This is a genomic window from Phytohabitans sp. LJ34 (assembly GCF_052068095.1).
Classification (GTDB): Bacteria; Actinomycetota; Actinomycetes; order Mycobacteriales; family Micromonosporaceae; genus Phytohabitans.
Map to the genome: position 1 here is coordinate 101,466 of NZ_JBQHDG010000027.1, position 26,549 is coordinate 128,014.

Consider the following 26,549-nt stretch of genomic DNA (forward strand, 5'->3'; position numbering starts at 1 on the left):
GCGCGCGACTCGCGGGAGAACCACACGCGGCCGCCACCGCCCTACCGATTCAGCCCCGGGGGAGGTAACGGCGTCAGCGCAACACGTACGCCGTGGTGCGCTCGCGTGCCGGCCGGCCGGCCGCCGCCGCGATCGAGCGGAGCTGCTCGACGGTACGCGCGGAACCGTTGGCCGAGCCGGCCATCCGCGAGATCGTCTCCTCCATCAGCGTGCCGCCGAGATCGTTGCAGCCAGCCTTGAGCATCGCGACGGTGCCCTCGTCACCGAGCTTCACCCACGAGCACTGGATGTTGGCGATCCGCTCGTGCAGCAGGATGCGGGCCATCGCGTGTACGACCCGGTTTTCCCGCCAGGTGGGGCCGGGCCGGGCCACGCCGGCGAGGTAGATCGGCGCGTTGGTGTGCACGAACGGCAGTGCCACGAACTCGGTGAAGCCACCGGTGCGGTCCTGCACGCCGGCCAGCACCCGGAAGTGGCCGAGCCAGTGGGCGGGGTGGTCGACGTGGCCGTACATCATCGTGGAGCTGGACCGGATGCCGAGCTCGTGCGCCGTCGAGACCACCTCGACCCAGGTGGCGGCCGGGAGCTTGCCCTTGGTCAACACCCAGCGCACGTCGTCGTCGAGGATCTCGGCGGCGGTGCCGGGGATCGTGTCCAGCCCGGCCTCGCGGAGCATGGTCAGCCAGTCGCGGATGGACATGCCCGCCTTGCTCGCCGCGGTGACGATCTCCATCGGAGAGAACGCGTGCACGTGCATCTCCGGCACCCGCTCCTTGATCGCCCGCACGAGGTCGGCGTACGCGGTGACCGGCAGCTTGGGGTCGATGCCACCCTGCATGCACACCTCGGTCGCGCCCGCCTTCCACGCCTCCTCGGCCCGGTCGGCGACCTGGTCGACGGAGAGCCGGTACGCGTCGGCGTCCCGCTCGCGCTGGGCGAACGCGCAGAAGCGGCAGCCCACGTAGCAGACGTTGGAGAAGTTGATGTTGCGGTTGACCACGTAGGTGATGTCGTCGCCGACCGCTTCGCGGCGCAGGTCGTCGGCGATCCGGCAGAGCTCGTCGAGCGCCGGGCCGTCGGCCTCGAACAGCGCCATCGCGGCCTCTTCATGCCGCGGGTCGAGCAGCGCGGCCGGATCACTGGCGGCAAGCCGCAGCGCGGCGGAGACGGGTGCGGCGGAGGAGACGGCCGGCGCGGATACCTCGAGCGAGGACCAGTCGCCGTAGACCGAGTCGAAGTCACCGCGGCGGTCCTCCGTGCGACCGAGGGTGTCGATCTCGGTGTGGAGGTCGACCCGGCCGGCCGGGATCGCGTCGTCGGGCTCCTGCCAGGGGCGGCCCGCCAGCGGAGCGTCGGGGTTGGCGAGGCCGTCGGAGAGGGCAAGCGCGGACACGTGCGGCAGGACGCGCGGGTCGAGCCAGGGATCGCCGCGCACCACGTACTCGGGATAGATGGCCAGGCGCTCGCGCATAGTGAAGCCGGCGGCGGCCGTGTGGCGGGCCAACTCCTCGATCCGCGGCCACGGCCGCTCGGGGCTCACGTGGTCGGGCGTCACCGGCGACACGCCGCCCCAGTCGTCGATGCCGGCGCGCAGCAGCAGGTCGTACTCGCCGGCGATGAGGTTGGGCGGGGCCTGGATGCGGGCCCGCGGGCCGAGCAGGACGCGGGCGACGGCCACCGTGGCGGCCAGGTCGTGCAGCTCGGCGTCGGGCATGCCGCGCATCGCCGTGTCCGGCTTGGCCCGGAAGTTTTGCACGATGACTTCCTGGATGTGGCCGTACTGCCGGGCCACCCGCCGGATCGCGAAGAGCGAGTCGGCCCGCTCGCCCAGCGTCTCGCCGATGCCGATCAGGACGCCGGTGGTGAACGGCACGCCCACCCGCCCGGCGTCCTCCAGCACCCGCAGGCGCACGGCCGGCTCCTTGTCCGGTGAGCCGAAGTGTGGCCCGCCCGGCTCGCTCCACAATCGCGTGGCCGTGGTCTCCAGCATCATGCCCATGCTGGCCGCGACCGGCTTGAGGCGCTGGAGGTCGGCCCAGGAGAGCACACCGGGGTTGAGGTGCGGCAGCAGGCCGGTCTCTTCCAGCACCGCGATCGCGCTCGCCCGCACGTAGTCCAGAGTGGAGTCGTAGCCCCGCTCGTGCAGCCACTCGCGAGCCGCCGGCCACCGCTCCTCCGGCCGATCGCCGAGCGTGAAGAGCGCCTCCTTGCAGCCCTGCGCGGCGCCGTCGCGGGCGATCTGGAGCACCTCGTCGCGCTCCAGGAAGGCCGCCGGCAGCCGGTGTGGCACGGTCGCGAACGTGCAGTAGTGGCAGCGGTCGCGGCAGAGGCGGGTGAGCGGGATGAAGACGTTTTTCGAGAACGTGACGACGCCCGGCCGACCCGCGTCTCGCAGCCCCGCGTCGCGGATGCCGCCGGCGATGCTCAGCAGATCGTCGAGCCGCTCGCCTCGGGCGGTCAGCAGGGTGGCCGCTTCGTCCACGTCGAGCGCCCGTCCCTCGGCCGCCCGGTGTAGCGCCCGTCGCAGGCTCGCCTCGGTGGGCCGAGCTTCGTTGTGATCAGCCACCCGACGAAGCCTACGGCGGTCCGGCCGAAAGAGGGGTGTGGGGAGGGCAGTTGCCCTCCCCACACGACGATCGGGAATCTTTTCGGCGCCCGAGCGGGTCGCGCTATCGCTGTACCGGCCGCGTCGGGTCGTCGCCGAGGCCACCCGGCGGGGGCGGCGGGAAGCCCGCCGAGGGCTGCTGGCTGGCCGGGTTGATGAGCTGGGTCTGCTGGCCCGGCTCGGTCGGCGGCGGCTGCTCCTGGCTCGGCGGGGTGCTGGTGGGTGCCTGCGGCGGGGCGCTGGTCGGCATGGGCGGCACCGGAGCGGTGGGCGCACCGGCCGGGCCGGCGCCGTACGGCTGCTGCCCCGGCTGGCCGTACGCCTGCGGGTAGGCCGCGGTCGGCTGCCCGTACGCCGGCGGGTAGCCCGGCTGCTGCTGCTGTGGATAGCCCGGCTGCTGGCCGTAGCCCTGCGGGTACCCCGGCTGCTGGCCGTACGCCGGCTGCCCGTACATGCCCGGCTGGGGCTGGGGCTTCGGCACCCAGTAGAGGCCGCGGCCGACCCGGACCAGCGCGTAGGCCGCGATGGCGAGCACCGCCAGGAAGGCGAGCCGGCTGAGGAACGCCAGCAGCGCGTTGAAGATGCTGTCATCGGCGATCTTGACGACGCCGATGAAGAGGCCGAAGACCACGCCGAAGAACGCGGCGACCGCGTACAGGACGAGGGCCACCAGCGTGATCACCTTGGCCCGGCCCAGCACCGGCCGGACGTGGTTGGCCAGGAGCACCGCCAGGAACGGCAGGCCGATCGTGGCGAGGTTGACGAAGAGGTCGAAGCTGCCGGCGGCGTTGCCGGTGAAGGTCTCGAACTCGCCGTCCGGGATCAGGTTGAGGATGCCCACGAAGAGCAGCACCGCGGTGGCGCCAAGAAGCACCAGGGCGGCGAGCTCGCGCAGCGGCTTGGTGAACTGGCTGGCCGACGTCCCGTCGCTCGGCGTGGCCTCGGGTTGGGTGGTCAAGGCTCCCCCTGGGGTGGCGGACTAAGCGGTCTGCGCCCGTGAGCCTAGCGGTCCCGGGGTAGGACTGCTGCGCTCCCATGGCCTGGGAGAGGATGGGGGCATGCGGATCGTGGTACTTGCCGGAGGCATCGGTGGGGCTCGTTTCCTGGTCGGCGTGCGCGCGTACGCCCGCGAGGTGGGTGCCGAAGTGACCGCCGTGGTCAATGTCGGAGACGACGCATCCATGCACGGGCTCCGGATTTGCCCCGATCTGGACAGCGTGATGTACACGCTCGGTGGCGGCGCCGACGCGGAGCGCGGCTGGGGGCGCACCGGCGAGACCTGGACGGTGAAGGGTGAGCTGGCCGCCTACGGCGCCGAGCCCACCTGGTTCGGGCTCGGCGACAAGGACATCGCCACCCATCTCGTCCGCAGCACGATGCTCACCGCCGGCTACCCGCTCTCCGCGGTGACCGAGGCGCTCTGCGACCGGTGGCAGCCGGGCGTGCGGATGTTGCCGGCCAGCGACGACCGGCTGGAGACCCACGCGGTGGTCGAGCTCGACGGCGAGCAGAAGGCGATCCACTTCCAGGAGTGGTGGGTGCGTTACCGCGGCGACCTCCCGACGCGGCGCTTCGTCTTCGTCGGCGCGGAGACGGCCAAGCCGGCACCCGGCGTGCTCGACGCGATCGCGGCGGCCGACGTGGTGCTTCTCGCGCCGAGCAACCCGGTCGTGAGCATCGCGCCGATCCTCGCCGTCCCGGGGCTGCGCGACGCGGTCGTGGCGGCCACCGCCCCGGTGGTCGGCGTCTCGCCCATCATCGGCGGCGCGCCGGTGCGCGGGATGGCCGACAAGTGCCTCGCCGTGGTGGGCGCCGAGTGCACGGCGGCCGGTGTGGGCCGCCTGTACGGTGCCGATCTCCTCGACGGCTGGCTGGTGGACACGACCGACGAAGGCACGGCGGTCCCGGGCGTGACGGTGCGGGCTGTTCCACTGTGGATGACCGACGAGCAGGCGACCGCCGGGATGGTGCGCGCCGCGATGGAGCTGGCGTGAACCTGGAAATCCTGCCCGTCACCGGCATCGGTGACGTCTCGCCCGGCGACGACCTGGCCGCGCTGATCGCGGGCGCGGCGCCATGGCTGCGCGACGGCGACGTGCTCGTGGTCACCAGCAAGATTGTGTCCAAAGCGGAGGGTCAGCTCGTCGACGTGCCGGCTGACGGGCCGGAGCGGGCCGCCGCGCGCGACGAGGTGCTGGCCGCGGAGACCGCGCGCAGGGTGGCCAGCCGTGGCCAGACCCGGATCGTGCAGACCCACCACGGCTTCGTGATGGCCTCCGCCGGCATCGACGCCTCCAACGTGGACCGCCAGCGGCTCGTGCTGCTGCCGAAGGATCCGGACGCCTCGGCCCGCGCCCTCCGCGCGGCGCTGCGCGAGCGGCACGGCCTCGACGTCGCGGTGGTCGTCTCCGACACGATGGGCCGGCCGTGGCGCAACGGCCTCACCGACGTCGCGCTCGGCGCCGCCGGGATCGTGCCGTTCCGCGACCACCGGGGCGAGACCGACCCGTACGGCAACGAGCTGCACATCACCCAGATGGCCGTCATCGACGAGTTGGCGGCCGCGAGCGAGCTGGTCAAGGGAAAGACCGACCAGGTGCCGGTCGCGGTCGTGCGCGGCTACCTGGCCCGGCCGGGCGACGACGGCCCTGGGGCGGTGGCGCTGGTGCGTGAGGCGGCCGCCGACATGTTTTCGCTCGGCACCGCCGAGGCGCGCGCCGCCGGCCTTCGCGAGGCCGCGCTGCTGCCGCTCGTGCCGCCGCCCGCCGCGGAGCCGGCCGACGCCGGCACGGTGGAGCGCGCGATCGCCGCGGTGGCCGGCGTGGTCGCGCCGGGCACGCTCTTCACCCACATCCCGGACCAGGGGGTACGGGCGACACCTCCCCCGCAAGCGGACAGCGCGGCGTTGGTGCGCTTCGGCACGGATGTGCACCGCCTGCGGGCCGCCCTGGCCGCTGAGGGCGCGGGAGGCGTGCCCGTCCTGCTCTCCTGAAGGGCTGACCGTCTCGCACCTACGCGAGATTTCTTGTGGGTGGCCGGCAACTGTTTCGGAACAGTATTGACATGTTTCGGTGTCTCGTTCGAAACTTGTCGTTGTTGGCATCGGAGATCATCGATCGCCATGGCCGCGCCCAACCACCCCGCTCCGGAAGGAGAGCCCTAGTGATCATCAGCTCGGGCGGCTCTAAGTTCCGTTCGACGGTCATCGTGCTGGCAGTGGCGGTGCTCGCCGTAACCGGCACGGTAGCTGTGTTAACGAGAACCTCCACCCCCGCGTACGCGGCGGTGGGCGTCGAAGACGACGGCGCCGACTGCCCCGTGGCCAACAGCCCTTCGACGTCCAGCGCCAGGCTCCCGGATCCGTTCCGGAAGATTGACGGTACTCGCGTTTCGACCAAGGCCGATTGGCGTTGCCGCCGGGCCGAGATCAGGGAGATGGCGGAGCGCTCCGTTTACGGACAGAAGCCCGCGAAGCCGGCATCCGTCACGGGCACCGTCTCGACCAGCAGCATCACCGTGAACGTGTCGGACCAGGGCCGCAGCGCGAGCTTCTCGGCCAGCGTCCAGCTGCCCACGACCGGCTCCGCGCCGTACCCGGCGGTCTTCGTCGTGGGCGGCTTCGGTGCCGACACCGCGACCATACGCAGCTCCGGCGCCGCGGTCATCAACTACGACCCGCTCGCCGTCGGCCGGGAAGGCACGCCCCGCAACAACAAGCAGGGCGCGTTCTACACGCTCTACGGCGCGTCGAGCAGCACCGGCATCCTGATGGCCTGGGCCTGGGGCGTGAGCCGCCTCATCGACGTCATCGAGTCCTCCGGCAGCAACATCTTCCGGGCCGACGGCCTGGGCGTCACGGGCTGCTCCCGCTACGGCAAGGGCGCCTTCACGATCGGCGTCTTCGACCAGCGCATCGCACTGACCATGCCGATCGAGTCGGGCAGCGGCGGTGCCCCGATCTTCCGCGGCATACCCGGCGAGTCCGGCTCGCAGCCGCTGAGCAGCGCGTACGGCGAGCAGCCGTGGCTCGGCGACGCGTTCAGCTCGTTCACCGGCAACCCCAACGCACTGCCGGTGGACACCCACGAGATGGTGGGCATGGTGGCGCCCCGCGGGCTCCTCATCATGGAAAACCCGCACATCGACTGGCTGGCGGCCCGCTCCGGCAGCAACGCGGCCCTCGCCGGCGCCGAGATCTACAAGGCGCTCGGTGTCGGCGGCAACATCACGTACTGGTCCGACGTGGCCGACGGCACGCACTGCGCCAGCCGCACGGAATGGCGTACGCCCCTCCAGCAGTTCATCCAGAAGTTCCTGCTGAAGACCGGCAGCGCGGCCGGCACGATCCGCATCTCCAGCCGCAAGCAGGGCAACCTCGCCGAGTGGCGGGACTGGACCACGCCGACCCTCACCGACGGCGGCCAGACCACGCCGCCGCCGACCACCCCGCCGCCCACGACGCCCCCACCCACCACGCCGCCGCCGACCACCCCGCCACCCACCACGCCCCCGCCCACGACCCCGCCGCCGACCGGCAACGGCTGCACGGCGACGGTGTCGCTCAACCAGTGGACGGGCGGCTTCGTGGCAACGGTGCGGGTGACCGCCGGCCCCGCGGCGATCAACGGCTGGACGGTCGCCGTGACCCTGCCGTCCGGCGCCAGCATCACCAACTCCTGGAATGTCACCCTCAGCGGCACGAGCGGCGCGGTCCAGTTCAGCAACGCCAGCTACAACGGCTCCGTCGCCGCTGGACAGTCGACCGAGTTCGGCTTCCAAGGCACGGGCACCGGCACCGGCATGAATCCCACCTGCACCGCCAGGTAGGGGTGTGGCACGGCCCCGGGCCCGCGTCACGCGAGACCCGGGGCCGGTCTTTCTTCAATGCAGATGTGCCCGGATCCGCGTCACACGCAGGCCGCCGCTCCCGCCGGAGACCGCGGCGACCGGCGGCGAGCTGGCGCTCGCCGAAACCCCCGGCCCCCGCTGCCACGTCCGCGCGACAAGCCCCAACCCAACCAGCACGGAGGCCACTTCCCGGCATGCTGGATCTAGAGACGTTACGAAGTCAGGCTCGCCTGGCGTTACTTCCAGGGGCAGATTTCGCATGCCTCGCGGTCGTTACTGTCCGCAAGGAAACCCGCTGTCCGCCCGCGCCATCGACCCAGCAAGGGACAATGTGGACAAGTTCCACCTCCGCAAGGGTGACCGCGACCAACCGCGCAGGGCGAGGCGGCGGGAGCGGCGTTCTGGACCACGACGAACATGGCGGCGGGATTGCGGCGCGGACCTGGCAGCGCGGGTCGGGGATCTCGGCGAGCGCCAGCTCGCCGCCGACCCGCGCGTTCTCCGGCGGGAGCGGCGGTCCGCAGCTGACACGGACCCGGGCAAATCTGCCTGAGACACCTCGCGACGAGCGAAACTCAGACCCTCTAGCCGAGCCAGACCGCGACGCGGTGGTCTTCGTCGGTTACGTAGACGCGCTGGTCGCCATCGACGGCCAGGCCCTCGACGTTGTGGAACGGGTCGAGGTCGGCGACGAGCTCCGCGGGGATCCGGCGGCTGCCGTCCGGTGTGGGGAGGCCGAAGCGGATGTGCCTGCTCGTCACGTCGCCGCCCTCGGGGTGGTCGTCGAGCAGCACCGAGCCCTTGCCCAGCGCGTCGATCGAGCCGACCACCGCCTCGTACGCCCCGCCGCCCACCGCGGTCAGCGCCCGGAACCCGACGAGCGTGCCGGGTGGCGTGACGCCGGTCAGGGCGTACGCGCCGACGACCTCGGGCCAGGTCCGCGGGTCGCTGTCGAACATGCCCTCCACGCCGGCCACCTCGACGAGCACCGGCTCGCCCTTCTCGGTCACCGGGAAGCGGAGCCCGAGCAGTAGCGTGCCGGACGGCGTGAAGGCGGCCGCCTCGACGTTGAGCGGGAGGTCGCCGGGGGCGAGGCGGGCGGCCCAGCTCTTCTCCCGCGCGGTGCCCCTGTTGATGGTCTCCACGATGAACCTCGCCTGCACCGTGTTGCCCGGCGGCAGCGGCGTGATGTCGGCCGCGGCCAGCGCGTCGTTGACGAGCCGGTGTAGGCGGAACTGGTTGCGCACGATTTGCAGGGACGCCGCGCCGGGGCGACCCGCGTCCGCCTCCCGAAAGCGCGCGAAGAACGCCCGCTTGGGGCGCAGCGGGCCGCCCTTGGAGCCGAAGTGGGAGCCGAGCACGTAGATCCACTCGCCGGACCGGGCCAGGGCCTCGCCGTCTTCGGTGCGGCCGGTCTCCATCCCGGCGTCGAACGCGGCGTGGTGTGCCGTCCAGGTGCCGTCCGGGCGTTCCAGCAGCAGCGCCAGGCACTGCTCGACGGTGCCCTCGTCGAGCACCGTCCAGAACGCCCGCCGAGCGCCGTGCGCGGCCAGCACCTCGGGCGAGAGGACGGGCAACAGGTCGCTCGCCTCGTTGCACCCGACGGCCAGCTCCACCGAGGTCAGGGTCATTTGTCTACCACGCTCCATCGCTCGACGCCCGACTCCCACTCATGATCAAACGTAGCTGTCGTCGCCACGTTTCTTGAGGTCGTCGACGAGCTTCTTCACGTCCTGGGCGCGGTCGCGGGGGCAGACGAGCACCGCGTCCGGGGTGTCCACGACGATCAGGTCGCGTACGCCGAGCGTGGCCACCAGCCGGCCGGACTGCGGCACCACCACGAGGCCGCTGGAGTCGCGGAGCAGCACACCCGGCTTGTCTTCGGTCGGGTCGGCGCCCACGACGACGTTTCCGGCCGGGTCGGCGGGGAGCACGTCACCGAGCGTGTGGAAGTCGCCGACGTCGTTCCACCCGAAGTCGCCGGGCACGGTGCCGACGAGCCCGGCCGCGGCCGCGCCCTCCATCACCGCGTAGTCGACGGAGATCTTCGGCAGGGTCGGCCAGACGTCGGCGAGCACCTCTTCGCGGGCCGGCGTCTCCCACGCGTCGGCGATGCGCTGAAGCCCGGCGTGCATCTCCGGCTGCTGGCGGGCGAGCTCGGCGAGGAACGCGTCGACCCGCCACACGAACATGCTGGCGTTCCAGAAGTAGCGGCCGGACTCCACATAGGAGACCGCCACGTCGTAGGCCGGCTTTTCCTTGAACTCCTCGACCACGCGGATCGGGCCGTCGCCGACGCCACCGCCGCACTGGAGGTAGCCGTATCCCGTCTCCGGGCGGGTGGGCATGATGCCCACGGTCATCAGGAGGCCCTGCTCGGCGCCCTCCACCGCGCGGCGCACCGTCGCCACGTATCCGTCCGGATCGCCGATGAGGTGGTCGGCCGCGAACGAGCCCATGACCGCCTCCGGCTCGCGGCGCGCGATCACCGCGGCGGCCAGGGCGATCGCCGCGCAGGAGTCGCGCGGCGACGGCTCGATCAGGATGTTTTCCTCGGGTACCCCGGTGAGCTGCCGGGCGACGGCCGCGGCGTGGGACACGCCGGTCACCACCAATGTCCGCTCCGGGGTGGTCAGCGGCGCCAGCCGCTCGACCGTCGCCTGGAGCAGCGAGGCGGCCGTGCCGGTGAGCGGATGCAGAAACTTAGGGTGACCGGCGCGGGACAGCGGCCACAACCTTGTGCCGCTGCCTCCCGCCGGAATGACGGCGAAGAGCATCAGCCCATCATGCCTGCTGTGAGTTACGACCTACCGCTCAGGCGGCGGCGCGGCTCCACGCGGCGACGTGCACCTCGGCGCTCGACTCCCAGGTGAACTCCTTGGCCCGGTCGAAACCGGCCTTGGCCAGCGCCAACCGGCGGGCCTCGTCGTCCAGGAGCGCGGCGAGGTCGGCCCCGATCTGGACCGGATCTTCGCTCGTGTACGCCACCGCGTCGCCACCGACCTCGGGCAGTGACAGGCGCGGCGTGGTCAGCACCGGCGTCGCACAGGCCATCGCCTCCAGGATCGGCAGGCCGAAGCCCTCGCCGTAGGACGGGTAGGCCGCGACGAGCGCGCCGCCGAGGAAGCCGGGCAGGTCGGCGTAGCGCAGGTAACCGGGGCGGAGCAGGCGGAGGTGGGCCGGCACCTCGGCGACCGCGCGGTCGATGTCGTCGTCGTGCCCTTGGCCGCCGGCGATCACCAGCGCGGGCGGGTCGGTGCGGTCGCGCACCGCCTGGGCCCAGCCGCGGATCAGGTTGGGCACGTTCTTACGCGGCTCCTTGGCACCGAGGAACGCCACGTAGCCGCTGCCGCCGAGGCCGAGGCGGGCACGCACCCGGGCCTTTTCCTCGTCGGTCGGCGGGTGGAACGCGGCGTGGTCGACCCCGTGGTAGGCCACGTCGATGCGGGTGGGGTCGGCGTCGAGCAGGCGGATCAGCTCGTCACGCGTGGCCTTGCTCGGCACGATCACCCGCTCGGCCCGGCGCAGCGCGGTCTTGATCGCACTGCGGAAGAACGTGCGGCGGGACTTGTCGTAGTGCTCAGGCTCGGTGAAGAACGTCGCGTCGTGGACGGTCACCGTCACCGGGCAGCCGGCGCGCAGCGGGCAGGTGTAGAACGGCGAGTGCAGCACCTCGGCGCCGACCTGCTGGGCCAGCAGCGGCAGCCCGGTCTGCTCCCAGGCCAGGCGGGCGGGGCGGTGGGCCACGGCGGCGGGGGCGGGGATCACCTCGGCGGCCGGCAGCATCCGCGCGTAGCGCTCCGCATCGGTGCGGAGGGCGACGACGGCAAGCTCCAGCCCGGAGCCGATCACCTTGGCGACAGCGCCGAGCAGCCCATCGACGTATCTGCCGACGCCGCCCCGGTCGCCGGGAACACTCGTGGCGTCGACGAGCACGCGGGGCGGACTACCGGAGGTCACTGGGCGACTCCTTGAGATGCTCTGTGGTTGTGTTCAACAACACGTACGTAAAGCCTACGCCGCACGGTTGAGCCATCGTTGTCTGCGACGCGACGGTAAGACTTTTCCCAAAGTGAGTGAGTCAGGAGTGAGTACTGTCCGGCATTGTGATCGAACGCTTTGCCACCGCGGCCGCTGAGGATCCGGCCCGACCACTGCTCACCTGGTACGACGACGCGACCGGCGACCGCACCGAACTCTCCGGCGCCACGCTCGACAACTGGGTCTCCAAGACGGCGAACCTGCTGGTAGACGGCCTGGGGCTGGATCAGGGCGACCGGGCCGCGCTGCTGCTGCCACCGCACTGGCAGACCGCGGCGGTGCTCCTCGGCTGCTGGGCGGCGGGACTCGACGTCGCGGATGAAAAAATTCCCGTCGATGTCATCTTCGCGTCGGCCGATCGGGTGAATGACGCGGCGGGATGGGGCGCGAGCGAGCGGTTCGTGCTCGGGCTCGCGCCGATGGCCCTGCCGATGCGGACAGTGCCGTCCGGTTTTGTGGATTACGTGGCCGAAGTGCGCACTTTCGGAGACCACTTCACGCCGTACCCGGATCAAAGCGACCGCGACCTCGTGGAGCGCGCGGCCGTGCGTGCGGCGGAGCTGGGGCTGAACGCTGGCGACCGGGTGCTGGTCGACGCCGCGAGGCACCCGGACCCGCTCGACTGGCTGCTGGCCCCGCTCGCCGGTGGCGCGACGCTGGTGCTCTGCGGCGCGCTCGACCCGGCCAAGGTCGACGACCGGGTGGCGGCCGAAAAAGTCACAACTCGGCTGGTATGACCTCGCGAAACGCGTTTTCGGCCGTCCAGACGTAGAAGCCGGCCCGGTCGCTCAGCCATGGCCGCGAACGCACCTCACGCTCGTCGAGCACCTTCTCGTCGACCTCGAGGAGCACGTAGCGGGAGCCGTCCGCGTTGCCCTCGCGCCACCCCGGTCCGTAGAGCGCGTCGACGAGCCGGTCGCGCCGGCCGGGCGCGAGCGCGCCGTCGACCACCCAGTCGGTGGGCACCCTGTACCAGCAGGTGCGGGTGACCTTGGCCAGCGGGTTGAACGCGTGGTTGCCGTCGACCCACACGCCAAGCGTGTCGGTGACGGTCAGCCGCAGGTACGCGCTCATGGCCAATGAGACGCTGTGGCCTCACGAGCCGGTTGCTGACTGAGTGGTCAGTGCTTTCGAGCGAAACGTCGGAACTCCTCCAAGGATTCCGGGTTGGCGAGCGCGCCGGTCGCGGCGGCCTGCTGGATGGGTGTACCGGTGAGGATCCGCTTCACCGGTACCTCCAGCTTCTTCGCGCTGAGCGTGCGCGGCACCGCCCGTACCTGATGGATCTCGTCAGGGATGTGCCGCGGCGACAGCGCGGTACGCAGCTCGCGGGCGATCCGGCCGCGCAGCTCGTCGTCGAGCTCGCGGTCGCCGGCCAGCACCACGAAGAGCAGCAGCTCGCCCTGGCCCTCGCCGTCGATGTGTACGACCACCGAGTCGACGACCTCGTCCAGCCCCTCGACCACCGAGTAGAACTCCGCGGTGCCGAGCCGGACTCCGCCGCGGTTGAGCGTGGCGTCGGAGCGGCCGGTGATCACGCAGGTGCCCCGCTCGCTGATCGTGATCCAGTCGCCGTGCCGCCACACGCCGGGGAAGACGTCGAAGTACGCCTCGCGATAGCGGCTGCCGTCCGCGTCACCCCAGAAGCCGACCGGCATGCTCGGCATCGGCGCGGTGATCACCAACTCGCCGAGCTGGTCTGTCACCGGCTTGCCGGCCGGGTCGTACGCCTCCACGCGCGCGCCGAGACAGCGGCAGGACAGCTCGCCCTCGTACACCGGGACGAGCGGTGCGCCGCCGATGAACCCCGTGCACACGTCGGTGCCGCCGGACAGGGACTGAAGCTGGATGTCGGGGCCGAACACCTCGTACACCCAGGCGAAACCCTCGGGCGGCAGCGGCGCGCCGGTCGAGCCGATCGCGCGCAGCTTGGCGCCCGCCCGCGGGGTGAGCCCCGCCTTGCGGCAGGCGAGGAGAAACGGCGCGCTGGTGCCGAAGTACGTGACGCCGGCCTCCTCGGCCATCCGCCAGAGCGCGCCGAGGTCCGGGTGCCCGGGATTTCCGTCGAACATGACGATCGCGGCGCCGACCGCCGGGCCGGAGACGAGGAAGTTCCACATCATCCAGCCGGTGGTGGTGAACCAGAAGAACCGGTCGCCCGGACCGAGGTCGTGGTGCAGGGCGAGCATCTTGAGGTGCTCGACGAGGATGCCACCGTGGCCGTGCACGATCGGCTTGGGCAGCCCGGTCGTGCCGGAGGAGTAGAGCACGTACAGCGGGTGGTCGAAGGGGACCGGCTCGAAGGTGAGCTCCTCGTCCGTCTCGGGCCACTCGTGTCGCTGGGGATGCAGGTAGGGCAGCGTGATCGTATGGCGCAGCGACGGCAGCGCCTCCTGGATCGCGGCCACCTCGGCGCGGCGGTCGATCGCCTTGTCGCCGTACCTGTAGCCGTCGACCGCGACCAGCACGACCGGCTCGATCTGCTGCCACCGGTCGACCACGCTGCGGGTGCCGAACTCCGGCGCGCACGACGAGAAGGTCGCGCCGAGGCTGGCCGTGGCGAGCATCAGCACGTACGTCTCGGGGATGTTCGGGGCGTACGCCGCGACCCGGTCACCGCGCCCGACGCCGAGCCGGCGCAGCTCGGCCCGCGCCCGCCGCACCTGCTCGCGCAGCTGTGCCTTGGTGAGCGTGACCGGCTCGCGGGTCTGCGAGTACGCGATTACGACCGGGTCGTCCGGACCCAACCCCGGCATCCGCAGCACGTGCTCGGCGTAGTTGAGGGTGGCGCCGGGAAACCAGCGGGCGCCGGGCATCACGGGCTCGTCCAGGACGGCGGTCGGCTGGTCGTACGCCTTGACGTCGAAGTAGTCCCAGATCGACCGCCAGAAGCCCGGCAGATCGTCGACCGACCACTGCCACAGGTCGGCGTACCCGGCGAAGTCCAACCCACGGTGCTCGCGCAGCCAGCGCAGGTAATCCCCGATCCGGGAGCTGTCCCGCACGTCGGCCGGCGGCGTCCACAACACTGTGCCCGCGCTCATCCGAACATCTTGCCCGCCTGCCGCGCGAGCGGCGAAACCGGTACGGTGCGCGCATGCGACATCTATGGAGTTTGCTTGCCGGCGTGGTCGCCGCGCCGCTTACCTGGGTGCTCGTCTCCATGGGCCAGTCCGGCTCGTCCAGCACGGTGGCCAGATGGGCGGAGGCCGGCCGGTTCGACACCCTGGACCTCATCGAGCCGGCCGTATATCTGGCGGTGGCCGGCATCCTCCTCGGTGTGATCGGCACGCTGCGTTTCTCGCCGCTGGGCCCGCTGGTCGCCGGGCTGCTGCTGATCGCGCCGTACGCCGCGCTCTTCGCCGACCCGATCGCCGTTCGTGACGCGGTGCCGGACGGCTGGGAGGTCATCGATCGGGATATCCCGCTTCTGGTGCCGCTCGACAACGGCACGCTCCTGCTGCTCGGCGCGCTGCTGGTGATCGCCACGTTCAGCGTCCAGCGGTGGCGGCGGTGGCCCCTGGCGAGCGGATACGCGCCCGAGCCGTTCACACCGAAGGACGAGCCGGACACGCTGCCCGACCTGATCACCGTGCCGCCGGCGACGTCCTCCTTCAACGCTTTTAGCGCGGGAAACGCTTTTGATACGCAATCCGACGAGACGCCGACCGTGCCCAACCGGCCCTCCGGTAGCACTCCGTGGTCGGCGCCTCCCGCCGGGGCGAGCAAGGGCACCGACGCCAAGTAGCGCCAGTTCAGGGGCTTGCTCCCGGGGGGTACGGTGCCCCTGCGGATGATGATGGGGAGGGCACATGCGCCACGCGGGTTCGCTCCTGCTGTCGCTGTTTCTGGCGCCGCTGATCTGGGTCGGCACGGGCTACGGCCTGACCGAGGTCAACAAGGCGCGGGCGCAGCTGCTCGGCGGGTTCGAGATCGAGATCCTGCTCGGCCTGCTCGCGCTGTTGGCGGCCGGCGGGCTGTACGCGCTGCTGACGATGGCACGGCTTTCCCCGATCGGGCCGGCTCTCATCGGGCTGATCTTCCTCGCGCTCGCGTCCTGGGCGGCGTTCGACCCGGAGTCCTACTTCGACACGATGCCCACCGACCTGCGCGACGGTGACTTCGCCCTGACGTTCCCCGCGCTCGGGTACTCGGCCATGCTCGCCGTGCCGCTGCTCGCCACGCTGCTGAGCCCACGCCGCTGGCGGCGCTACGCCCACCCGGCCGCCGCGACGCCGGCCGCTCCCGCGCCGTACCCGATGCCCGCCGCCGGGATGCCCCCGGGCGCGGTGCCGCCGGGTGGCGCCTACGCCCCGCAGCCCACGTTCGCCGCTACGCCGGGCTACCTCGCGCCGCCGCCTTCGGGTGCGCCGACGACGGCTTTCCCGTCGTCCGCGCCGCCGTCGAGCGCGCCGCCCGCACCGCCGATGGCCGCGCCCGTCCAGCGGATCCCGGCGCAGACGCCGCCACCGCCGGCCGAGCAGGAGACGACGACGCGGCTCAGCCAGCCGCCGCCCGAGGCCCCGACGACGCGCATCCCGGCATCGCCGACGGTCGCCCCGCCCGCGCCGCCGGCCGAAGCTCCGACGACGCGCATCCCGACGTCACCGACGGTCGCCCCGCCCGCGCCGCCGGCCGAGGCTCCGACGACTCGGATCCCGACATCGCCCACGACCGCCATCCCGCCGGGCGGTGACCAGACCACGACGCGGCTCGGTGCGCAGCAGGACACGGAGGCCACCCAGCTCCTGAAGGGTCCGCCCCCGAAGGACGCCTACCCGAGGCCGGCCTGGTCCGCTCCGACGCCGCCGCCGATCACGCCGCCCGGCGCCCGTAAGCCAGAAGACGACGACCTCGACGACCCGGAAGCCACCCAGCCCGCGCGCTGACGGACCCGTCACGCGGCCTGGCGGCGCCAGCCGAGCAGCCAGATCAGGTACATGCCGCCCAGCGCGGCGGTCACCACGCCGACCGGGAGCTGGGTCGGCGCGAGCGCCCGCTGCGCGACGAGGTCGCTGGCGAGCAGCAGCGCGGCGCCCATCGCGGCCGACGGCAGCGGGTTGGGACCGGTGGCCCGGGTGAGCCGCCGGGCCAGCTGCGGCGCGGCCAGCGCGACGAACGCGATCGGCCCGGCGCACGCGGTGCCCACCGCGGCCAGGCCCACCGCCGCGGCGATCAGCGCCAGGCGTACCCGTTCCACGGAGACGCCGAGCGAGCGCGCGGTCTCGTCACCCATCTCGAGCACGAGAGTGCGCCGGTGCAGGATCAGGACGACCGGCAGCAGTACCACGAGCGCACCGCCGGCCACGGCCGCGTGTGCCCAGCCCCGGGCGTTCAGGCTGCCCATGATCCAGAGAGCGGCGCGCTGGGAGTCGAAGATGTTGGCGCGGGCCAGCAGGTACGTGGTCATCGCGGTGAGCAGTGCCTGCACGGCCACCCCGATGATCACCAGCCGGTACCCCTGCGTGCCGCGCCGGTAGGCGAGCAGGTAGACCGCGACGGCGGCGAGCGCCCCGCCCAGCACGGCGCCGGAGGCGATCTCGACCAGGCCGCCGCCAACCAGGATGATCATGATGAGCGCGCCCACGCTCGCGCCGGCGGTGAAGCCGATGACGTCCGGGCTGCCCAGCGGGTTGCGGGTGATGCTCTGGAAGATCGCCCCGCTCGCGCCGAACGCCGCGCCCACCGCCAGCGCGGTCAGCACCCGGGGCAGCCGCAGGTCGATGACGATGTACTCGGCCGCCGGGTTGCCCCGCCCCACCAGTGTCCGCACCACGCCGGCCGGCGAGATCGGGTAGTCGCCCGTGCCGAGGGCGACGACGGCGACGAGCGCGCAGGTGCCGAGCAGCGCCAGACCGACCGCGAACGAGCGCTTCACAGCCGGGGAAGCCTTCCGCGGCGGCGGACCAGCACGATCAGCATCGGCGCGCCGAGCGCGGCGGTCACCACGCCGACGCCGACCTCGCTGGGTCGGGCCACCACCCGGCCCACGATGTCCGAGAGGAGCAGCAGGATCGGCGCGAGCACCAGGGAGTACGGCACGAGCCAGCGGTAGTCCGGTCCGGTGATCATGCGGGCGGCGTAGGGGACCATCAGCCCGAGAAACGCGATCGGCCCGGCCGCCGCGGTCGCCGCGCCGCAGAGCACCGTGACCGCCACCGCGCCGAGCACCCGCGTCCGGCCTCGGTGGACGCCCAGTGCCTGGCCCGCCTCCTCGCCCAGTGCGAGCGCGTTGAGCGACGGGGTCAGGCCGAGCGCGATCGCCGCGCCGCCCGCGATGAACGGCAGCACGGCCACGATCACGGCCGGGTCGGCGCTGGCCAGCGAGCCGACCATCCAGCTGCGCCAGCGGTCGAAGGTGGCCGAGTCGGTGAGCAGGATGGCCCGGCCGATCGCGTGCAGCACGTACGTGAACGCGATGCCCGCCAGCACGAGCCGGACCGGGCTGGCTCCCTCACGGCCGCGGGCGCCGACCGCGTACACGAGCGTTGCGCTGACCGCCGCGCCGGCGAACGCGAACCACACGTACGCCCACGGGCTGGTCAGTCCCGCGATGCCGATCGCCACGAGCACGCCGAGCCCGGCGCCCTCGTTGATGCCGAGGATGCCCGGGTCGGCCAGCGGGTTGCGGGTGAGTGCCTGGATCAGCGCGCCGCCGAGCCCCAGCGCGGCACCGACCACGAGGCCGAGCAGCGTGCGCGGCACCCGCAGGTCACGGACGACCACGTGGTCGTCGATCCGTGCGTCGTAGTGCAGGAGCGCGTCGAACACCGTGCCGAGCGGGATCGACTTCGAGCCGATCGCGATGGACAGCAGCGCGGTGACGACCAGGACGGCGCCGGCCGCGGCCAGACCGAGGGCGAGTGCCGGCCGCGCGCGGACGCCGGCTTTGGACACGCCAGCGGCTGCGGTCACGGTCACAAGATCCCTCCTCGACATTCCGGTGCCGGTTAGCTTAGCCTGCCCTTAGTTCAAGCAGGAGGGTGGCACGTGAGCGGACTGAGTCGGCGGCGGCTGTTGATCGGCGGTGGCGCGGCGCTGTTCGTGCTGGCCGGGTGTGGTGGCGAGGACGAAAGCGGTGCGCCGGCGGGTGCTGGCGGCGGGCCGTGGGAGTTCACCGACGACCGCGGCAAGAAGGCGACCCGCGACAGCCGCCCCACGAAGGTCGTCGCGCAGATCAGCGCCGCCGCGACGCTCTGGGACTTCGGCATCCGCCCGGTCGGCATCTGGGGCGACGCGAAGAACAGCGACGTGCTCAAGGGCAACGTCGACGTCAACTCCGCACAGTGGGTGGGCCAGACCTGGGGCGACTTCAACATCGAGAAGCTCGCGTCACTCACCCCTGACCTGCTGGTCGCGCCGATGCAGACCAAGGACCAGCTCTGGTACGTGCCGGAGGACGCGGTCGCCAAGATCGAGCCGCTCTGCCCGAGCGTCGGCATCAACCAGTTCGAGGTGCCGGTCGACAAGGTGATCGGCCGCTTCGCCGAGCTGGCCGGCTCGCTCGGCGCCGACCTGAACGCCACCGCGGTCACCGGCGCCAAGGCGGAGTTCGAGGCGGCCGGCGCGGCGTTCGGCGAAACGGTCAAGGCCAAGCCCGGCCTGCAGGTGGCGTTTGTCAGCGGCAACAAGGAAAACCTCTACCTCGGCAACGCGAAGATCTTCTCCGACCTGGCGTACATGCAGAACCTCGGCGTCAACTTCGTACAACCCGCCGTGCCGGCGAACGAGCCGCATTGGGAGGTGCTCTCTTGGGAGCAGGCCGGCAAGTACCCGATGGACGTGTTGCTCTACGACTCGCGCAACCCGTCATACTTCACGACCGACCTGGCCCGGTACCCGACGGTGGCGAACCTGCCGGCCATCAAGGCCAACCAGGCTGTCGCGTGGAACCCGGAAACGCCCTCCACGTGGGCGGCGTTCGGCAAGGCGCTGCGCGACCTGACCGGCAAGCTGAGCACGTTCAAAACCGTGGCCTGACCGCCGTGCTGCCCGACCTCCTGGAGCGCTACAACGCCGCGGACGGCTACCCGCCGGCGGCGACCGGGCGGGCGGGCGACGGCTGGTACACACTCCGCGAGCTGCACGCGGACGGCGGCGTGCTGGCCACGCAGATGCGGGCGTTCGTCGCGTCGTCGGGCTGCCCGCCGGAGACCGCGGCGACGCACATGGCCGGCTGGGTAACGGGTTCGTTCGTCCGGCTGCTCGTCTACGCGTACCAGCGGGAGCGGCGGCTGCCACTGCTCACAATGGACGGCACCGCCCTCCGCGTGGACGAGGGCGGCTGGTTCAACGCGCTGGCGGTCGGTGCGCCCGTGCTCGCCGTGCGGCCGGGGGATCCCCTGGCCGGTGCGCCGGGCGTCGAGGTCACGTCCACAATGGAAGGCCAGCTGCTGGGCACGATTCTCGCCCTGTCCACTCCCGTCGTCGACACGCTGCGCGGCGTGTCGCGGCTCGGCCGCCGCACGGCCTGGGCGCTCGTCGCCGACACCGTGATGAGCGCGTTCGCCGGTGAGCTGCCGCCGGTCCCGGCGTACACCGCCGCCGCCGAGGCGGAGCGGCTGCTCGCCAGCGCCGGCGCCGGGCCGCTGGCGGTGCGGCGGCGGTGGGTGGGCTCGGTGCCGCTCTCCTCCGCGTGTTGCCTCGCCTACAAGCGCCCGGGTCTGGAGCACTGCGAGCGGGTCTGCCCCAAGCTCGATGACGAGACCCGGCACGACCAGATCACAACCTGGCTGCGTCAGCCCATGTGACGAGCTTTCGGACCGCGTTGATGCCCATCCACCGCAGCGGCTCCGGGGGCCAGCGTGGAGACTTGTGCCCTACCCAGGGGAGCGACGTCAGCTCGCTCTCCACGCCGAGTATCAGGTCGGCAAGCGTACGGCCGGCGAGGTTCGTCGTGCCGACGCCGTCGCCGACGTAGCCGCCGGCCCACGCCAGCCCGGTGTCCCGGTCGAGCCCCACGGAGGCGGACCAGTCGCTCGTGACACCGACCGGACCGCCCCAGCTGTGCGTGGCCGGCACGCCGGCGAGCGCGGGGAAGAGCTCGACCAGTGCCCGGTGCAGGGCGGCGAAGACGCGCGGCTCGTTGTCGTACTCCGCGCTCGTCTTCGACCCGAAGTGGTACGGCGCACCGCGCCCGCCGAATGCCAGCCGCCCGTCCGCCGTGCGCTGCCCGTAGATGATGAGCCGGCGGAAGTCGGCGAACGTCTCCCGCTCGGCCAGCCCGGCGGTGGCCCAGAAGTCGTCGGGCAGCGGAGGCGTGGAGATCATCAGCGAGTACACCGGCGCGATCGCGCGGCGGGCGCCGGGCAGCGCCGGCGTGTACGCCTCCGTCGCGCGGACCACGACCGGGGCCCGCACGGTACCGACCGGGGTGTCGGCCGCACCCTTGCGCAGCCCGACGACCGGCGTGCCCTCGTAGATGGTGACGCCCCGCCGCTCCACCGCGCGGGCCAGGCCACGCACCAGCCGGGCCGGGTGGATCGCGGCGCAGTGCGGGGTGTAAACGCCACCGAGCACGTTCGTGGCGCCGCACCGCTTCACCGCCTCCTCCGCGCCGAGGAGGACGAGGTCCTCGTCCTCCTCGACGGCAGCACGGGCGCGGCGCAACTGGGCGGGCGTGCGGGCGACCGCCACGGTGCCGCCCTTGCTCCAGTGGCAGTCGATGCCCTCCGCCGCGGCGACGCGCCCCACCTCGTCCACAGTGGAGTTCATCGTCTGCCGCATGGCCACCACGGCCTGCTTGCCGTGGCGGCGGGCCATCAGCCGCTCCGGAGTGGGGAAGAGCGCCGAGCACCAGCCGCCGTTGCGCCCGGACGCGCCGTACCCGGCGAACTCCTTCTCCAGCACCACGATGCGCAGCGACGGCTCGGCCGCCGCCAGGTAGTAGGCCGTCCACAGGCCGGTGTAGCCGGCGCCGACGATCGCGACGTCGGCCACGAGTGAGCCGTCCAGCGCCGGTCTCGGCGTCAGATCGTCGTCCACGGTGGACATCCAGAGGCTGCCCGCCTTCAGAGACGTAGCCATGCCTCGCCCAGGACGGCGCGCAGGATCTGCTCCATCTCGTCGAACTGCTCCTGCCCGGCGATCAGCGGCGGTGCCAGCTGCACCACGGGATCGCCCCGGTCGTCGGCCCGGCAGTAGAGCCCGGCCTGGAAGAGGGCGGTGGAGAGGAAGCCGCGCAGCAGCCGCTCGGACTCGTCGTCGTCGAACGTGGCCCGGGTGGCCTTGTCCTTGACCAGCTCGATGCCGTAGAAGTAACCGTCGCCCCGCACCTCGCCGACGATCGGCAGGTCGTTGAGCTTCTCCAGCGTGGCGCGAAACGCGGCCTCGTTGGCGCGGACGTGCCCGGTGAGGTCTTCGCGGGCGAAGATGTCGAGGTTGGCCAGCGCCACCGCGCAGGAGACCGGGTGGCCGCCGAAGGTCACGCCGTGGGCGAACATGCCGGTCTCGGCGAGGAACGGCTCGATCAGCCGGTCGGAGGCGATCATCGCCCCGAGCGGCGAGTAGCCGGAGGTGAGTCCCTTGGCGGTGGTGATGATGTCCGGCTGGTAGCCGTACCGCACCGCGCCGAAGTACTCGCCGAGGCGGCCCCAGGCGCAGATCACCTCGTCGGACACGAGTAGCACGTCGTACTCGTCGCAGATCTCGCGTACCCGCTGGAAGTAGCCGGGCGGCGGCGGGAAGCAGCCGCCGGAGTTCTGCACCGGCTCCAGGAAGACGGCCGCGACGGTGTCCGGCCCCTCCCGCTCGATGGCGCGGGCGATCTCGTCGGCCGCCCACCGCCCGAACGCCTCGATGTCGTCGCCGTGCTCCGGCGCGCGGTAGAAGTTGGTGTTGGGCACCTTGATGCCGCCGGGCACCAGCGGCTCGAAGTCGCTCTTGATGCCGGGCAGGCCAGTGATCGACAGCGCGCCCATCGACGTGCCGTGGTACGCGATGTACCGGCTCACCACCTTGTGCTTGGTGGGCTTGCCGACCCGCTTGTAGTAGGCGCGGGCAAGCTTCCACGCCGCCTCGACCGCCTCCGCGCCGCCGGTGGTGAAGAAGACCCGGTCGAGGTCGCCCGGCGTGAGCGCGGCGATCCGCTCGGCCAGCTCGATCGCGGTCGGGTGCGCGTACGACCACAGCGGAAAGAACGCCAGCTCGGCGGCCTGCTTGGCGGAGGCCTCGGCAAGCTCGGTGCGCCCGTGGCCGGCGTTCACGACGAAGAGGCCGGCGAGGCCGTCGAGGTAGCGGCGGCCTTGGGCGTCCCACACGTAGGCACCCTCACCGCGGACGATCGTCGGCACCTCGCCGTCGCGGTAGCCGCCCATGCGGGTGAAATGCATCCAGAGATGATCGGTTGCGTTGCCCATGCCACGATTACCGCACAAAGTTGGGGGCTCAGGCAAGCGAATCCGTCACTCGATAAACCAGACGCAACGGATTTCGTTGACCTACTCCCCGCGTTGACCACAATCTCCTCCTACTGGCCGGCGCCCGGTCCGGGCGGAGGAGGGTGACGGTCCGGGTGATCACGAGACTTGGCGGCGTGACCGACGATGCGTTGCGCTTCTTCCGCGAGTTCGCCCGCGCCCCTCTCTCGGTGGGCGCGATAGCCCCGAGCTCCGCCGTCCTGGCCCGCCACATCTGCGCGACCGTCCCCGAGGGCGGCGACCCGGTGGTGGTCGAGCTCGGACCGGGTACGGGCGCGTTCACCGATGTCATCCAGCGGCGGCTCGGCGGCCGTGGCCACCACCTCGCGGTGGAGCTCAACCCCGTCTTCGCCGGCCGGCTCGCGGACCGGTACCCCGGCGTGGACGTCGCCGTCTCCGACGCCGCGCGCCTGCGGGACCTGCTGGACGAGCGCGGCCTCGGCCGGGCCGACGCGATCGTGAGCGGGCTGCCCTGGGCGGCGTTCTCGGCGGGGCGGCAGGGCAGCGTGCTGGACGCGGTGCGGCGGGTGATCGCCCCGGGCGGTGCGTTCACGACCTTCGCGTACGTCCACACCCTCTGGGCACCTCCGGCCCGCCGGCTCCGGTCGGCCCTGCGCGCGGCATTCGAGGAGGTCGTCGTCGGGCGCACGGTCTGGCGCAACGTGCCACCCGCGCTGGTCTACCACGCCCGCCGCCCGCGGGCGGCGTAGCCGCCGCTCATCCCCGGCGAACGAGGTGGAGGTGGCCCCTCCGTGGATAGCTTCGAGCCATGTCGCATCACCTCGACACCCCACTGGCGCGCCAGAACGGCCGGCTGTACATCGACGACATGTACGTCTTCGGGAGCGAGGGAGCCACGACGTTCGTGATGGACGTCAACTCGACCATCACGGGCCCCGACATCACGCCCGGGTTCCACCCCGAGGGCCGGTACGAGTTCAAGGTCCACTTCGACGGGGCGGACGTGGAGGCGCTGACCTACCGGTTCGCGTTCGACGGGCCGGACGCCGACGGTCGCCCGAGCTACACGGTGTACGAGCTCACCGGTGCCGCCGCCAACGACGACGGCACGCCCGGCATCCCCGTGGCCCGGGGCCGCACCGGTGAGGCGGCCGAACAGGGATCGCTGCGGGTGTGGGCGGGACGCGTCCAAGACCCCTTCTACGTCGACCTCGACCAGCTCGACGTGATCAACGCGGCCGTCCGGGACGGCGCGCCCGTCGACCTCACGTCGTGGGCCGCGGCCGGAGCCAAGAACAGCTTCGCCGGCACGACGGTCTGCTCGATCGTGCTAGAGGTGACACACGACCACCCGCGTCTGCGGCCGGGCGCCTCGACCGGTGTCTGGTGTGCCACCAAGCTGGCCACCGACGCTGGTGGGTGGCGCCAGATCAACAGGTTCGGGCACCCGATGATGTGGCCGATCTTCTGGCCGGACGACACCGACTTCGCCAACCCGGCGAACGACCGTCACCCGGCCGAGGACTTCGACGCGGACGGCAAGTACATCGCCGAGAAGGTCGGCGCCGTGGTGGCCGCGAACGGCACCTCGGCGGACCCGCAGGGCTACGGCGCCCTGGTGGCGCGGCGGCTCTTTCCCGACGTGCTGTCCTACATGGTCGGCACTCCGGCGAGCTTCGGCATCAACGGGCGGACATTGGCGGACAACGCCCCCGAGGCGATGTTTTCGCTGATCCTCGGCAAGGCGACGCCTTCGGGTCTGGGCCCGTCGACCGCGGCCGACCAGCGCCAGGACCGGTTTCCGTACGTCGTGCCCGGTTAAGCCGTACCCCAGCTGTATGTCTGCTTCCGGAGCTTGAGGTAGACGAACGCCTCGGTGGAGACCACGCCCTCGACCTTCCGTAGCCGGCTGATGATCTCCAGCAGGTGGTCGTCGTTGCGGCAGACCACCTCGGTGAGCAGGTCGAACGAGCCGGCCGTGATCACGACGTAGTCGAGCTCCTCCAGCTCGGCGAGCCGGTCGGCGATCGCGTCCAGGTCGCCCGTGGTGCGGAGGCCGATCATGGCCTGGCGGGGAAAGCCCAGCTGGAGCGGGTCGGTCACCGCCACGATCTGCATCACCCCGGCGTCGAGGAGCCGCTGCACGCGCTGTCGCACGGCGGCCTCGGAGAGCCCTACCGCCTTGCCGATCGTGGCGTACGGGCGCCGTCCATCCTCCTGAAGCTGCTCGATGATCTGCTTGCCGACGTCATCGAGAAGGGCGTGGGCCGCGCCGTCGCCCACCGCGTACCGCGGCTTCGCCATCCAACCCCTCCTCCAAGCGCACTGTTTCGTTCGTATTTCGTTGCGAATTGGCTCATCCGCAACGGAATCCTTGTGACGCGGCATACATCATGCCAGGATCAGGCGTCGGATCGTACGAAGCATTCTCGCGAACCACTCTGGAGCCGCACATGCGCCCCATGAATAGCCCCCTGTCACCCGAAGCCAGGGCCGTGCTGTCGGCCACCAGGTTCTCACGGCGCACCCTCGTCCGGGGTGCGATGGCGTCGGGCGCGTTCGTCACCGCCGGTGGCCTCCTCACCGCCTGCGGCACCGAGGGCACCAAGCAGTCCGAGGAGAGCTGCGTCAGCGAAGACACCTCCAGCACGGACAAGAAACTTGCCTTCTCCAACTGGCCACAATATATGGACGTCGATGAGAAGGATGAGTCCAAGCGCCCCACGCTGATCGCGTTCCAGGAGAGCACCGGCATCCAGGTCACCTACACCGAGGACGTCAACGACAACGACGAGTTCTTCGGCAAGGTGCAAAACCAGCTCTCCGGCTGCCAGTCCACCGGCCGCGACATCTTCGTCCTCACCGACTGGATGGCCGGCCGGGTCATCCGCCTCGGCTGGCTCCAAAAGCTCAACAAGGGCAACCTGCCCAACGTGCAGGCCAACCTCCTGCGCTCGCTGCGCGCCCGCCCGTTCGACAAGAACAACGAGTACGCGGTGCCGTGGCAGTCCGGTCTCACCGGCATCGCCTACAACGGCGCGGTGACCAAGGAGGTGCGCTCGATCGACGAGCTGCTCACCCGCGCCGACCTCAAGGGCAAGGTCACCTGCCTGACCGAGATGCGCGACACGATGGGCCTGGTGCTGCTGTCGAACGGGCACGACCCGAGCAACTTCACCGAGGCGCAGTTCGACGACGCGCTGGAGAAGCTCAAGAAGGCGATCGCCTCCGGTCAGATCCGCAGGTTCACCGGCAACGACTACTCCACCGACCTGGCCAAGGGTGACATCGCCGCGTGCATCGGCTGGTCCGGCGACGTGATCCAGCTACAGGGCGACAACGACAAGATCAAGTTCGTGGCGCCCGACTCCGGCCTCATGCTCTGGTCGGACAACATGCTGATCCCCAACAAGGCGGCCCACAAGGCGAACGCCGAGAAGCTGATGGACTACTACTACGAGCCGAGCGTGGCCGCCGAGCTGGCCGCCTACGTCAACTACATCTGCCCCGTGCAGGGCGCCCAGGAGAAGATCACCGACCTCGACCCCGAGCTGGCGAAAAATCCGCTGATCTTCCCCGACGACGCGACGCTCAACAAGACGAAGGTGTTCATGGCGCTCGACGAGGCGCAGGAGCGGTCGTACTCAACCAAGTTCCAGCAGGCAATCGGGGCGTGA

Annotated in this window: 23 protein-coding genes; 11 read left to right on the plus strand and 12 right to left on the minus strand. The window is 71.5% G+C overall.

From position 1 onward, the window contains the following. Window positions 1-73: 73 nt before the first annotated feature. Complete coding sequence (locus ACTMTJ_RS37920) at window positions 74-2,566, minus strand: bifunctional FO biosynthesis protein CofGH (RefSeq protein ID WP_441223538.1); 2,493 nt, start codon at window positions 2,564-2,566, stop codon at window positions 74-76. Window positions 2,567-2,669: 103 nt separating this feature from the next. Further along, entirely contained in the window at window positions 2,670-3,563 is an 894-nt protein-coding gene (locus ACTMTJ_RS37925) for a hypothetical protein (RefSeq protein WP_441223539.1), read from the minus strand. A gap of 100 nt (window positions 3,564-3,663) precedes the next feature. On the opposite strand from ACTMTJ_RS37925, the gene cofD reads away from it, so the two are divergent. The 3 genes from cofD (at window position 3,664) to ACTMTJ_RS37940 (ending at window position 7,432) form a co-directional block, all read left to right on the plus strand. Continuing rightward, window positions 3,664-4,599, plus strand: coding sequence for a 2-phospho-L-lactate transferase (gene cofD / locus ACTMTJ_RS37930; RefSeq protein ID WP_441223540.1), 936 nt, complete (start codon window positions 3,664-3,666; stop codon window positions 4,597-4,599). Further along, the gene (locus ACTMTJ_RS37935; protein WP_441223541.1) at window positions 4,596-5,597 is read left to right on the plus strand and encodes a coenzyme F420-0:L-glutamate ligase; all 1,002 of its coding nucleotides are present in this window, start codon (window positions 4,596-4,598) and stop codon (window positions 5,595-5,597) included. Before cofD ends, ACTMTJ_RS37935 begins: the two co-directional genes overlap by 4 nt. Before the next feature lie 524 nt (window positions 5,598-6,121). Further along, window positions 6,122-7,432, plus strand: a complete 1,311-nt coding sequence (locus ACTMTJ_RS37940; RefSeq protein WP_441223543.1) for a glucuronyl esterase domain-containing protein — start codon at window positions 6,122-6,124, stop codon at window positions 7,430-7,432. Window positions 7,433-8,037: 605 nt separating this feature from the next. On the opposite strand, the gene ACTMTJ_RS37945 is transcribed toward ACTMTJ_RS37940, so the two are convergent. Genes ACTMTJ_RS37945 through ACTMTJ_RS37955 form a run of 3 tightly spaced genes read right to left on the minus strand, consistent with a single transcriptional unit; the run spans window position 8,038 to window position 11,413 of the window. Then, the gene (locus tag ACTMTJ_RS37945; RefSeq protein ID WP_441223544.1) at window positions 8,038-9,084 is read right to left on the minus strand and encodes a hypothetical protein; all 1,047 of its coding nucleotides are present in this window, start codon (window positions 9,082-9,084) and stop codon (window positions 8,038-8,040) included. Between the two features lie 45 nt (window positions 9,085-9,129). Further along, on the minus strand, window positions 9,130-10,230 hold the full coding sequence (locus tag ACTMTJ_RS37950) for a mannose-1-phosphate guanylyltransferase (RefSeq protein ID WP_441223545.1): 1,101 nt from the start codon (window positions 10,228-10,230) through the stop codon (window positions 9,130-9,132). Between the two features lie 37 nt (window positions 10,231-10,267). Continuing rightward, a complete protein-coding gene (locus ACTMTJ_RS37955; protein ID WP_441223546.1) occupies window positions 10,268-11,413 on the minus strand; it encodes a glycosyltransferase family 4 protein in 1,146 nt (381 codons plus the stop codon). A 134-nt stretch (window positions 11,414-11,547) separates the two neighbouring features. On the opposite strand from ACTMTJ_RS37955, the gene ACTMTJ_RS37960 reads away from it, so the two are divergent. Then, window positions 11,548-12,231 carry a TIGR03089 family protein gene (locus ACTMTJ_RS37960; protein ID WP_441223614.1) on the plus strand — a complete coding sequence of 228 codons (684 nt, stop codon included), beginning with the start codon at window positions 11,548-11,550 and terminating at the stop codon, window positions 12,229-12,231. Here the strand turns inward: ACTMTJ_RS37960 and ACTMTJ_RS37965 are convergent. Both ACTMTJ_RS37965 and ACTMTJ_RS37970 read right to left on the minus strand, forming a co-directional pair. Next, window positions 12,212-12,568 carry a hypothetical protein gene (locus tag ACTMTJ_RS37965; RefSeq protein ID WP_441223547.1) on the minus strand — a complete coding sequence of 119 codons (357 nt, stop codon included), beginning with the start codon at window positions 12,566-12,568 and terminating at the stop codon, window positions 12,212-12,214. The genes ACTMTJ_RS37960 and ACTMTJ_RS37965 overlap by 20 nt on opposite strands. Window positions 12,569-12,615: 47 nt before the next feature. Beyond that, window positions 12,616-14,538 carry an acetoacetate--CoA ligase gene (locus ACTMTJ_RS37970; RefSeq protein WP_441223550.1) on the minus strand — a complete coding sequence of 641 codons (1,923 nt, stop codon included), beginning with the start codon at window positions 14,536-14,538 and terminating at the stop codon, window positions 12,616-12,618. Window positions 14,539-14,591: 53 nt separating this feature from the next. Here ACTMTJ_RS37970 and ACTMTJ_RS37975 point away from each other — a divergent pair, with 53 nt between their 5' ends. Together ACTMTJ_RS37975 and ACTMTJ_RS37980 are read left to right on the plus strand one after the other, a co-directional pair. Beyond that, a complete protein-coding gene (locus tag ACTMTJ_RS37975) occupies window positions 14,592-15,242 on the plus strand; it encodes a hypothetical protein (RefSeq protein ID WP_441223551.1) in 651 nt (216 codons plus the stop codon). Window positions 15,243-15,306: 64 nt separating this feature from the next. Beyond that, window positions 15,307-16,383 carry a hypothetical protein gene (locus ACTMTJ_RS37980; RefSeq protein ID WP_441223552.1) on the plus strand — a complete coding sequence of 359 codons (1,077 nt, stop codon included), beginning with the start codon at window positions 15,307-15,309 and terminating at the stop codon, window positions 16,381-16,383. 8 nt (window positions 16,384-16,391) lie between these two features. Here ACTMTJ_RS37980 and ACTMTJ_RS37985 read toward each other — a convergent pair whose 3' ends face one another. Both ACTMTJ_RS37985 and ACTMTJ_RS37990 read right to left on the minus strand, forming a co-directional pair. Continuing rightward, on the minus strand, window positions 16,392-17,372 hold the full coding sequence (locus ACTMTJ_RS37985) for a FecCD family ABC transporter permease (protein WP_441223553.1): 981 nt from the start codon (window positions 17,370-17,372) through the stop codon (window positions 16,392-16,394). Then, a complete protein-coding gene (locus ACTMTJ_RS37990) occupies window positions 17,369-18,415 on the minus strand; it encodes a FecCD family ABC transporter permease (RefSeq protein WP_441223554.1) in 1,047 nt (348 codons plus the stop codon). Before ACTMTJ_RS37990 ends, ACTMTJ_RS37985 begins: the two co-directional genes overlap by 4 nt. A 69-nt stretch (window positions 18,416-18,484) precedes the next feature. Between ACTMTJ_RS37990 and ACTMTJ_RS37995 the strand changes: the two genes are divergently transcribed. Both ACTMTJ_RS37995 and ACTMTJ_RS38000 read left to right on the plus strand, forming a co-directional pair. After that, on the plus strand, window positions 18,485-19,474 hold the full coding sequence (locus ACTMTJ_RS37995) for an ABC transporter substrate-binding protein (protein WP_441223555.1): 990 nt from the start codon (window positions 18,485-18,487) through the stop codon (window positions 19,472-19,474). Between the two features lie 5 nt (window positions 19,475-19,479). Beyond that, window positions 19,480-20,244 (plus strand): hypothetical protein, encoded by a 765-nt coding sequence (locus ACTMTJ_RS38000; protein ID WP_441223557.1) that lies wholly within the window; start codon window positions 19,480-19,482, stop codon window positions 20,242-20,244. Here ACTMTJ_RS38000 and ACTMTJ_RS38005 read toward each other — a convergent pair. Both ACTMTJ_RS38005 and ACTMTJ_RS38010 read right to left on the minus strand, forming a co-directional pair. Next, window positions 20,216-21,520 carry an NAD(P)/FAD-dependent oxidoreductase gene (locus ACTMTJ_RS38005; RefSeq protein WP_441223558.1) on the minus strand — a complete coding sequence of 435 codons (1,305 nt, stop codon included), beginning with the start codon at window positions 21,518-21,520 and terminating at the stop codon, window positions 20,216-20,218. The two genes, ACTMTJ_RS38000 and ACTMTJ_RS38005, sit on opposite strands and share 29 nt — an antisense overlap. After that, window positions 21,505-22,851 (minus strand): aspartate aminotransferase family protein, encoded by a 1,347-nt coding sequence (locus ACTMTJ_RS38010; protein WP_441223560.1) that lies wholly within the window; start codon window positions 22,849-22,851, stop codon window positions 21,505-21,507. Before ACTMTJ_RS38010 ends, ACTMTJ_RS38005 begins: the two co-directional genes overlap by 16 nt. 155 nt (window positions 22,852-23,006) lie before the next feature. On the opposite strand from ACTMTJ_RS38010, the gene ACTMTJ_RS38015 reads away from it, so the two are divergent. Continuing rightward, window positions 23,007-23,621, plus strand: coding sequence for a class I SAM-dependent methyltransferase (locus tag ACTMTJ_RS38015; RefSeq protein ID WP_441223562.1), 615 nt, complete (start codon window positions 23,007-23,009; stop codon window positions 23,619-23,621). A 59-nt stretch (window positions 23,622-23,680) separates the two neighbouring features. After that, window positions 23,681-24,694, plus strand: a complete 1,014-nt coding sequence (locus ACTMTJ_RS38020; RefSeq protein ID WP_441223563.1) for a DUF4331 family protein — start codon at window positions 23,681-23,683, stop codon at window positions 24,692-24,694. Here ACTMTJ_RS38020 and ACTMTJ_RS38025 read toward each other — a convergent pair. Beyond that, the gene (locus tag ACTMTJ_RS38025) at window positions 24,691-25,176 is read right to left on the minus strand and encodes an Lrp/AsnC family transcriptional regulator (protein ID WP_441223564.1); all 486 of its coding nucleotides are present in this window, start codon (window positions 25,174-25,176) and stop codon (window positions 24,691-24,693) included. The two genes, ACTMTJ_RS38020 and ACTMTJ_RS38025, sit on opposite strands and share 4 nt — an antisense overlap. 158 nt (window positions 25,177-25,334) lie before the next feature. Between ACTMTJ_RS38025 and ACTMTJ_RS38030 the strand changes: the two genes are divergently transcribed. After that, window positions 25,335-26,549: a polyamine ABC transporter substrate-binding protein gene (locus tag ACTMTJ_RS38030; RefSeq protein WP_441223566.1), complete on the plus strand. Its 1,215-nt coding sequence runs from the start codon at window positions 25,335-25,337 to the stop codon at window positions 26,547-26,549.

What these genes read in the sequence shown, in the direction of transcription:
- cofD (WP_441223540.1), top strand. Translation starts at nt 3,664, where the DNA reads ATGCGGATCGTGGTACTTGCCGGAGGCATCGGTGGGGCTCGTTTCCTG.
- ACTMTJ_RS37945 (WP_441223544.1), bottom strand. Translation starts at nt 9,084, where the DNA reads ATGACCCTGACCTCGGTGGAGCTGGCCGTCGGGTGCAACGAGGCGAGC.
- ACTMTJ_RS37950 (WP_441223545.1), bottom strand. Translation starts at nt 10,230, where the DNA reads ATGCTCTTCGCCGTCATTCCGGCGGGAGGCAGCGGCACAAGGTTGTGG.
- ACTMTJ_RS37965 (WP_441223547.1), bottom strand. Translation starts at nt 12,568, where the DNA reads ATGAGCGCGTACCTGCGGCTGACCGTCACCGACACGCTTGGCGTGTGG.
- ACTMTJ_RS37970 (WP_441223550.1), bottom strand. Translation starts at nt 14,538, where the DNA reads ATGAGCGCGGGCACAGTGTTGTGGACGCCGCCGGCCGACGTGCGGGAC.
- ACTMTJ_RS37975 (WP_441223551.1), top strand. Translation starts at nt 14,592, where the DNA reads ATGCGACATCTATGGAGTTTGCTTGCCGGCGTGGTCGCCGCGCCGCTT.
- ACTMTJ_RS37980 (WP_441223552.1), top strand. Translation starts at nt 15,307, where the DNA reads ATGCGCCACGCGGGTTCGCTCCTGCTGTCGCTGTTTCTGGCGCCGCTG.
- ACTMTJ_RS38005 (WP_441223558.1), bottom strand. Translation starts at nt 21,520, where the DNA reads ATGGCTACGTCTCTGAAGGCGGGCAGCCTCTGGATGTCCACCGTGGAC.
- ACTMTJ_RS38010 (WP_441223560.1), bottom strand. Translation starts at nt 22,851, where the DNA reads ATGGGCAACGCAACCGATCATCTCTGGATGCATTTCACCCGCATGGGC.
- ACTMTJ_RS38020 (WP_441223563.1), top strand. Translation starts at nt 23,681, where the DNA reads ATGTCGCATCACCTCGACACCCCACTGGCGCGCCAGAACGGCCGGCTG.
- ACTMTJ_RS38025 (WP_441223564.1), bottom strand. Translation starts at nt 25,176, where the DNA reads ATGGCGAAGCCGCGGTACGCGGTGGGCGACGGCGCGGCCCACGCCCTT.
- ACTMTJ_RS38030 (WP_441223566.1), top strand. Translation starts at nt 25,335, where the DNA reads ATGAATAGCCCCCTGTCACCCGAAGCCAGGGCCGTGCTGTCGGCCACC.